The sequence below is a fragment of the Streptomyces adelaidensis genome (assembly GCF_016598475.1).
Taxonomy (GTDB): Bacteria; Actinomycetota; Actinomycetes; order Streptomycetales; family Streptomycetaceae; genus Streptomyces; species Streptomyces adelaidensis.
In genome coordinates this window covers 1-421 of record NZ_JAEMUX010000314.1, presented here as the reverse complement: position 1 = coordinate 421, position 421 = coordinate 1, and the positions used below count along the sequence as shown (strand labels likewise).

1 protein-coding gene is annotated in these 421 nt (G+C 66.7%); it reads left to right on the top strand.

The window, feature by feature from the left end; translation table 11 throughout:
• Positions 1–15: 15 nt before the first annotated feature.
• On the top strand, positions 16–421 hold a 406-nt coding region (locus I8N67_RS42015; protein ID WP_200309684.1), incomplete at its 3' end, for an alpha/beta fold hydrolase.

The window sequence follows — 421 nt, the reverse complement described above, 5'->3', positions numbered from 1 at the left end:
CTCTCCGGCTCGGCGTTGGGCGGCATCGTAGCCACGGACTACGCCCTCTACCGCCAGGACCGGCTGCGCAGTCTCACGGTCTCCGGCAGTTTGATGGGCGTTCAGGACGCCGAGTACCTGGAGCTGAGCCAGATCCTTCTGCCTGCTTCGTTCAGGGACATGCCTGTCGACTTCAGGGAGTTGGGCCCGTCCTACCGGGGCGGGGACCGGGACGGGGTGGCGGCCTGGCTGGAGATAAACGCCCGCACGAGGATGGCGGACGCCTTCACACAGTCTTACGAGAATGTGATCACCTGGGCCGGGCTGGAGACGCTGACGCTCCCCGTCCAGCTCATCACCGGGGACGGCGACCTGAACAGCCCGCCGTCGATCATGCGCCTGCACGCGGGGCACATGCGGAACGTGGAGACCCACGTCGTGA